6 protein-coding genes are annotated in these 8,021 nt (G+C 69.1%); 4 read left to right on the top strand and 2 right to left on the bottom strand.

The window, feature by feature from the left end; genetic code table 11:
* Positions 1–3,537, top strand: a 3,537-nt coding sequence (locus E3T42_RS09785; protein ID WP_134402936.1) for a multifunctional oxoglutarate decarboxylase/oxoglutarate dehydrogenase thiamine pyrophosphate-binding subunit/dihydrolipoyllysine-residue succinyltransferase subunit, incomplete at its 5' end; no start/stop codon positions are given.
* A 157-nt stretch (positions 3,538–3,694) separates the two neighbouring features.
* Positions 3,695–4,495, top strand: a complete 801-nt coding sequence (locus tag E3T42_RS09780) for a VOC family protein (RefSeq protein ID WP_134366165.1) — start codon at positions 3,695–3,697, stop codon at positions 4,493–4,495.
* Positions 4,496–4,538: 43 nt separating this feature from the next.
* Here E3T42_RS09780 and E3T42_RS09775 read toward each other — a convergent pair whose 3' ends face one another.
* Both E3T42_RS09775 and E3T42_RS09770 read right to left on the bottom strand, forming a co-directional pair.
* On the bottom strand, positions 4,539–4,781 hold the full coding sequence (locus tag E3T42_RS09775; protein WP_134366166.1) for a zf-HC2 domain-containing protein: 243 nt from the start codon (positions 4,779–4,781) through the stop codon (positions 4,539–4,541).
* A complete protein-coding gene (locus E3T42_RS09770) occupies positions 4,778–5,386 on the bottom strand; it encodes a sigma-70 family RNA polymerase sigma factor (RefSeq protein ID WP_179954737.1) in 609 nt (202 codons plus the stop codon). Before E3T42_RS09770 ends, E3T42_RS09775 begins: the two co-directional genes overlap by 4 nt.
* Before the next feature lie 110 nt (positions 5,387–5,496).
* Here E3T42_RS09770 and aroA point away from each other — a divergent pair, with 110 nt between their 5' ends.
* Positions 5,497–6,855 (top strand): 3-phosphoshikimate 1-carboxyvinyltransferase, encoded by a 1,359-nt coding sequence (aroA, locus tag E3T42_RS09765; protein WP_134366167.1) that lies wholly within the window; start codon positions 5,497–5,499, stop codon positions 6,853–6,855.
* A complete protein-coding gene (gene rsgA / locus E3T42_RS09760) occupies positions 6,852–7,901 on the top strand; it encodes a ribosome small subunit-dependent GTPase A (RefSeq protein ID WP_134402935.1) in 1,050 nt (349 codons plus the stop codon). Before aroA ends, rsgA begins: the two co-directional genes overlap by 4 nt.
* Positions 7,902–8,021: the final 120 nt, after the last annotated feature.

Here is an 8,021-nt window from a genome sequence, read left to right as displayed (position 1 = left end):
AGCGCCGCAGCGCCGGCCGCCGCGACACCGGCCGCCGAGCCGGCCTCGAGCACGTCCTCCGTCCCGGTCGTGGGCGGGCAGCGCACCGCGCGCACCACGTCCAGCGCCCCCAAGCCGGTCCCCGTGCCGGCCGACGCTCCGCTCAGCGCCCCGCAGCCCGTCGTGGCCGCCGAGGCCGTGGATGTCGTCACTCCCCTGCGCGGCATGTCCAAGAGCCTGGCCGCGAACATGGCGACCAGCCTGACGGTACCGACGGCCACGAGCGTGCGCACCATCCCGGCGAAGCTCCTGATCGACAACCGCATCGTGATGAACAACCACATGCGCCGGTCCCGCGGCGGCAAGGTCTCGTTCACGCACCTGATCGGCTGGGCCCTGATCCAGGCGCTCAAAACGTTCCCCAGCCAGAACGTCTATTACAACGAGATCGACGGCAAGCCCTCGGTCATCGCCCCGGCCCACGTCGGCCTCGGCATCGCGATCGACCTGCCCAAGCCCGACGGCACCCGGTCGCTCATGGTCCCGGCCCTCAAGCGCGCGGACACGATGACGTTCGGCGAGTACCTGGCTTCTTACGAGGACCTCGTCACCCGGGCCCGCAAGAACAAGCTAACGGCGGATGACTTCTCCGGCGCCACGGTCTCCCTGACCAACCCGGGCGGAATCGGCACCGTGCACTCGGTGCCGCGCCTGATGAAGGGCCAGGGCTGCATCATCGGCGCCGGCGCGCTCGACTACCCGGCCGAGTTCCAGGGCTCCAGCGTCAAGACCCTCACCGGTCTCGCCATCTCCAAGACCATCACGCTGACCAGCACCTACGACCACCGGGTGATCCAGGGCGCCGGCTCGGGCGAGTTCCTCAAGATCGTGCACGAGCTCCTGATCGGCCAGCACCACTTCTACGAGGACATCTTCGCCGCGCTGCGCATCCCGTACGACCCCATCCACTGGGCGCCGGACATCAGCGTCGACCTGGCCAGTGCCGTCGACAAGACCGCCCGCGTGCAGGAACTGATCAACGCGTACCGCGTGCGCGGCCACCTGATGGCCGACATCGACCCGCTCGAGTACACGCAGCGCACCCACCCTGACCTCGACATCTCGAACCACGGCCTGACCTTCTGGGACCTGGACCGCGAGTTCGTCACCGGCGGGTTCGGCAGCAAGCGCCTGATGCTCCTCCGCGACATCCTCGGCGTGCTCCGCGACTCGTACTGCCGCACCACGGGCATCGAGTACATGCATATCCAGGACCCTGCCCAGCGCAAGTGGATGCAGGAAAAGATGGAGAAGTCGTACGTCAAGCCGACGCACGACGAGCAGATGCGCATCCTGGGCAAGCTCAACGAGGCCGAGGCCTTCGAGACCTTCCTGCAGACCAAGTACGTCGGCCAGAAGCGGTTCAGCCTCGAGGGCGGCGAGTCCACCATCGCGCTGCTCGACTCCGTCCTGCAGGGCGCTGCGGATGCCGGCCTCGACGAGGTCTGCATCGGCATGGCCCACCGCGGCCGCCTGAACGTGCTGACCAACATCGCCGGCAAGACCTACGGCCAGATCTTCCGTGAGTTCGAGGGCACGCAGGACCCGCGCACCGTTCAGGGCTCGGGCGACGTCAAGTACCACCTCGGCACGGAGGGCGTGTTCCGCGCCGCCAACGGCGACGAGATCCCGGTCTACCTGGCCGCGAACCCGTCCCACCTGGAGGCCGTCGACGGCGTGCTCGAAGGCATCGTGCGGGCCAAGCAGGACCGCAAGCCGATCGGCACGTTCTCCACGCTCCCCGTCCTCGTCCACGGCGATGCCGCCATGGCCGGCCAGGGGATCGTGCTGGAGACCCTGCAGATGTCCCAGCTGCGCGGCTTCCGCACCGGCGGCACCATCCACCTCGTCGTCAACAACCAGGTCGGCTTCACCACCCTGCCCGGCGACGGACGAACCTCGGTCTACTCGACCGACGTCGCCAAGACCATCCAGGCGCCCATCTTCCACGTCAACGGGGATGACCCGGAAGCCGTGGTGCGGGTCGCCGAGCTCGCCCTGGCCTACCGCCAGGAGTTCAAGCGCGATGTGGTCATCGACCTGGTCTGCTACCGCCGCCGCGGCCACAACGAGGGCGACGACCCGTCGATGACGCAGCCGCTGATGTACAACCTGATCGAGGCCAAGCGCTCGGTCCGGAAGCTGTACACGGAGGCCCTCGTCGGACGTGGCGACATCACCCAGGAAGAGTACGAGGCCGCCCACGCCGACTTCCAGGACCGCCTCGAGCGCGCATTCATGGAGACGCACGCCGCGCAGTCCTCGTCGATCCCGATCGTCGGCGCCGGCGCCTCGCACGGCCTGGGCGGCAGCCCGGCGCAGGACGAGGCGGTCGGCGAACCGGCCACGACCGGAGTCCCGGAAGCGGTCGTCCACCTGATCGGTGACGCCTTCATGAACAAGCCCGCCGGCTTCACCGTGCACAATAAGCTGCAGCAGCTGATGCAGAAGCGCCAGGACATGAGCCGGGGCGGCAACATCGACTGGAGCTTCGGCGAACTACTCGCCCTCGGCTCCCTGCTGGTCGAGCGCACCCCGGTGCGCTTCGCCGGCCAGGATGCCCGCCGTGGCACGTTCGTGCAGCGCCACGCGGTGCTCCACGACCGCGTCAACGGCCAGGAATGGCTGCCGCTGGCCAACCTCAGCGAAGACCAAGCCCGGTTCTGGATCTACGACTCGCTGCTCAGCGAATACGCGGCCATGGGCTTCGAGTACGGCTACTCGGTGGAACGCGCCGACGCCCTCGTGCTCTGGGAGGCGCAGTTCGGCGACTTCGCCAACGGTGCGCAGACGGTCATCGACGAGTTCGTGTCCTCCGCCGAGCAGAAGTGGGGCCAGCGGTCATCCGTCGTGCTGCTGCTGCCGCACGGCTACGAGGGCCAGGGCCCCGACCACTCCTCCGCCCGGATCGAGCGCTACCTGCAGCTGTGCGCGGAAGACAACATGACCGTCGCCCGCCCGTCGACGCCGGCCTCGTACTTCCACCTGCTGCGCCGCCAGGCGTACATGCGTCCGCGGCGCCCGCTGATCGTGTTCACCCCGAAGTCGATGCTGCGCCTGCGCGGAGCGACCAGCCCGGTGGCCGATTTCACCACCGGCAGATTCGAACCGGTCATCGACGACGCCCGGATCACCGACCGGTCCCAGGTCAAGCGGGTGCTGTTCATGGCCGGCAAGCTGTATTACGACCTGCTCGCCGAACTCGACAAGAACCCGAACCCCGAGATCGCCCTGGTGCGGATGGAGCAGTACTACCCGCTGCCCGCATTCGAACTCAAGCAGATCGCGGACCAGTACCCGAATGCCGAACTGGCCTGGGTGCAGGACGAACCGGAGAATCAGGGAGCCTGGCCGTTCTTCTACCTGGAGACGAACAAGCTGGGCCCGCGGCCCGTGACTCTCTTCTCCCGCGCCGCCTCGGCGTCGCCGGCAGCCGGATCGGCCAAGCGGCACGCGGCGGAGCAGGCCGACCTGCTGAGCCGGGCGCTCACCGTCTAGCCCGCTCACCGTCTAGCCTGCTCACCGTCAGGCCCGAGAACGCTCGAGACGGAGGGACCGCACCGATTGGTGCGGTCCCTCCGTCGTTCAATCGATGTTGTCCGCGTGGGCCGCGGGTCCTAGGCTGGCCACAACACCACCGACGAGGAGATCCGGCATGCCGACCCGAGACACAACCCGAACCGGCGAACCCTGCTGGGCTGACCTGATGACCTCCGACCCGGCCCGGGCGCGGGAGTTCTACACCCGCCTCTTCGGCTGGACCGCGAGCGATTCCGGCGAGGAGTACGGCGGCTACGTCACCTTCCGCCTGGGCGACGCCGACGTGGCCGGCATGATGGGCCAGGACGCGGATTCGGACCGGCCTGACGCCTGGACCACCTATCTGGCCGTGACGGATGCCGACGCCACCGTCGCCGCCGCCCGGGACGCCGGCGCCCAGGTGCTGGCCGAACCGATGACCATGGGTGACATGGGACGGATGGCCACCCTGCTCGACCCGTCCGGCGCCGCCGTCGGGCTGTGGCAGCCGATCGAGTTCACCGGTTTCGGCAGGATCGAGGAAGCGGGAACCCCGGTTTGGCACGAGCTGAACACCACCAACTACGCCGCCGCCCTGCGGTTCTACGAGAGCGTCTTCGGCTGGACGCCCGTCTCGCTCAGCGACACAGACGAATTCCGGTACAGCACCGTCGGACCCGACGGGAACCAGGTCACCGGGATCTTCGACGCGTCCGCCCACCTGCCGCACGAGGTGCCGTCGCACTGGCAGCTCTACCTGGGCGTGACCGATGTCAAGGCCGCCGCCCGCCGGGTCGACGAGTTGGGCGGCACCGTGCTGCACGACCCCTGGGAGTCCGAATTCGGCACTTTCGCCCGGGTCGCGGACCCGACCGGCGCCGTGTTCGTGCTCGGCTCCGTCGATCGGCCCTCGGTCGACCAGCAGAACGTCGACTGACCGCCGACTCGGGTCCCGGGGTCAGCCCGGGATCGGTCCGGGCTCAGTGCCCGGACTGGATGGTGCGCAGTTTCAGCAGCACCTGGTCGCGCAGGTCCTCGGGGGCCATCTCGCGGCAGGCGCGCTGCACGGCCTCGGTCAGCGTACGGCCGACCAGGTGCTCGTCGTTGCAGTCCGCGCAGTGCGCGAGGTGTTCCCGGATGTCGGAGGCGTCCGCTCCGCAGAGTTCGTTGTGCAGGTATTCCTCGAGTTCGGCCTTGGCCTTCTCGCATCCACAGTCGGTCATGCTGGTGTGCTCCTGTTGTGAGTCTGGCCCGTCCCCGCAGTGCCCAGCCCGCGCTCCTGGGCGTAGCCGGCCAGCAGGTCGCGAAGGAGTCGTCGGCCACGATGCAGGCGGCTCATCACGGTGCCAATGGGTGTTTTCATGATTTCGGCGATCTCCTGGTACGAGAATCCCTCGACGTCGGCGAAGTAGACGGCCAGCCGGAAGTCTTCCGGGATGGACTGCAGCGCGTCCTTGACGGCGCTGTCCGGGAGGTGGTCGATGGCCTCGGCCTCGGCCGACCGGTTCGACATGGCCGTGCGCGACTCCGCGCCGCCGAGCTGCCAGTCCTCGAGGTCGTCGATGGTCCCCTGGAACGGCTCGCGCTGCTTCTTGCGGTAGGTGTTGATGAAGGTGTTGGTCAGGATCCGGTATAACCACGCCTTCAGGTTGGTGCCCTGTTCGAACTGGGCGAAGGCGGCGAAGGCCTTCACGAAGGTGTCCTGCACCAGGTCCTGCGCGTCCGAGGGATTGCGTGTCATGCGCATGGCCGCGGCGTACAGCTGGTCGATAAAGGGCAGTGCCTGCTCTTCGAACAGGTCTCGCATTTCGATCGCGTCGGTTGTCATCACCGACAATCCTAAGCGCTCGTCGAGATCGGGCCCGGGTCGCTCCAGCACCATGGACAACGTCACGTGTACCTCCCTCAACCTTTCGTCACCGACTATCCTGATAACCGATGTTGATCTCGAGATATTCCAAGCCTGAGTTCGATCCGTACGGCGACTCGTCGCCGGAGCAGACGGATGCCCGCTGGCCCGCGCCCACGGCCACCGGGCCGCTCTCGGCAACGGTGTCCCTGCCGGGGTCCAAATCACTCACCAACCGGGAGCTCGTCCTCAGTGCCCTCGCCGGGCATCCGTCTGTGCTGCGCTCCCCCCTGCACTCGCGGGACAGCGACCTGATGGTGGCCGCCCTGCGCCAGCTCGGCACGACCGTGGAGGAGGTGCCAGGGGAGGGCGAGTTCGGCCCCGACCTGCGGATCACCCCGGGCGAACTGTTCGGGTCGACGACCATCGACTGCGGCCTGGCCGGCACCGTGATGCGCTTCCTGCCGCCGGTCGCGGCGCTCGCCCTCGGCCCGACCACCTTCGACGGTGACGCGGGCGCGCGCCTGCGGCCGATGAAGACCACGATCTCGTCCCTGCGCGCCCTCGGCGCGGACATCAACGACGATGGCCGCGGCGCGCTGCCCTTCACCGTCCACGGCACCGGCAGCCTCGACGGCGGCGAGATCACCATCGACGCGTCCACGTCCAGCCAGTTCGTCTCCGGCCTGCTCCTGGCCGCCCCGCGCTTCGAGCGGGGCCTCCACCTCCGGCACGCGGGCGAACGCCTGCCGAGCATGCCGCACATCGAGATGACCATCGCCACCCTGGCCCGGCGCGGGGTCACCGTCGGCAGCCCCGCCGTGGGCGAGTGGATCGTGGCACCCGCCCCGATCGCCGGCGCCGAGATCGACATCGAGCCTGACCTCTCCAACGCGGCCCCGTTCCTGGCCGCGGCCCTGGTCGCCGGGGGCAGCGTCACCATCACCGGCTGGCCAGAGTCCACCACCCAGGTCGGCGCCGACCTGGCCGAGCTGCTGCCCCTGTTCGGCGCCACGGTCAGCCGCAGCGGGGACCGCCTCACCGTCACGGCCGGCGAGCGCCTCCGGGGCGTGCAGCTCGACCTGTCGACCGGCGGGGAGCTGGCCCCCGCGCTGGTGGCCCTGGCCGCCCTGGCGGATTCGCCGAGCACGATCACCGGGATCGGCCACATCCGTCATCACGAGACCGACCGCCTGGCCGCCCTGGCCGCGGAGATTAACGGGCTCGGCGGTGCCGTGACCGAACTGCCCGACGGGCTTCAGATCGATCCACGCCCCCTGCACGGCGGCCCGTGGCGCACCTACGACGACCACCGGATGGCCACGGCGGGTGCCGTGATCGGCCTGGCTGTTCCCGGGGTGGAGATCGAGAACATCGGAACGACGGCCAAGACGCTCCCCCAGTTCGCGGACCTCTGGCAGACGCTCGCCTCCGGGGCCACGTCGTGACCTGGTGGGAGAGCGCCGACGATGACGAACCGGAATTCGACGAGTCCAGCGTGCGCGTGCGCCCGAACCGCAAGGGCAGCAAACCCCGCACCAAGACCCGGCCGGACCACGAGAACGCGCTGACCGGCCGCATCCTCTCCGTGGACCGCGGACGCTACACGGTCATGCTCGACGAGAACCTGCCCGCCGAGCGCCGGGTGACCGCCGCCCGCGCGAGCGAGCTGCGCAAGCAGGCCGTGGTCACCGGCGACCGCGTCGACATCGTCGGCGACACCAGCGGGGCGGCGGGCAGCCTGTCCCGGATCGTGCGGATCGTGCCGCGGGTGACGCTGCTCCGGCGCAGCGCCGACGACACGGATGCCGTCGAGCGCGTGATCGTCGCCAACGCCGACCAGATGCTGATCGTGGTGGCCGCGGCCAACCCGGAGCCGCGCATCCGCCTCGTCGACCGGTACCTCGTCGCCGCGTACGACGCGGGCGTGTCCCCGATCCTCTGCATCACGAAAACCGACCTGGCCGACCCCGCCGTGTTCCTCAGCAACTTTGCGGGCCTCGACCTGCCCGTCTTCGAGAGCCGCGACGACGCCATGCCGCTCGCGGAGATCTCGGCCGCCCTGGCCGGGCACGACACCGTCTTCGTCGGTCACTCCGGCGTCGGCAAGTCCACCCTCGTGAACGCGCTCGTCCCCGACGCGCATCGCGCCGTGGGCGTCGTGAACACGGTGACCGGCCGGGGCCGGCACACCTCCTCCTCGACCATCTCGCTGCGACTGGAGACGGATGCCGGCCGCGGCTGGGTCATCGACACGCCGGGCGTGCGCTCCTTCGGGCTCGGCCACATCAACACCGACAACATCCTGAAGGCGTTCACCGACCTCGCCCAGATCGCGCTCAAGTGCCCGCGCGGCTGCACCCACCTGCCCAACTCGCCCGACTGCGCCATCAACGAGGCCGTCGCGGCTGGCAAGCTGGGCGAGACCGGCAAGGCCCGCCTGGACTCCCTGCAGCGCCTGCTGGCCACCTTCGCCGCCGTCCCCGGCCACTGACCCCTCTTCCCGCCGCCCCTGCCCCTACCCCTACCCCTAACCAATTCGACGGAGATTTTGCTGCTACAAGCCGCTTTTGCGCCGATCCGGCCTGTTTGGCCCAAAATCTCCGTCGAATTC

It is taken from the genome of Cryobacterium sp. TMT4-10, from assembly GCF_004403275.1.
In the GTDB taxonomy this organism is placed as follows: Bacteria; Actinomycetota; Actinomycetes; order Actinomycetales; family Microbacteriaceae; genus Cryobacterium; species Cryobacterium shii.
The sequence above is the reverse complement of the archived record's forward strand: the minus strand, read 5'-3'. Positions and strand labels throughout refer to the sequence as shown.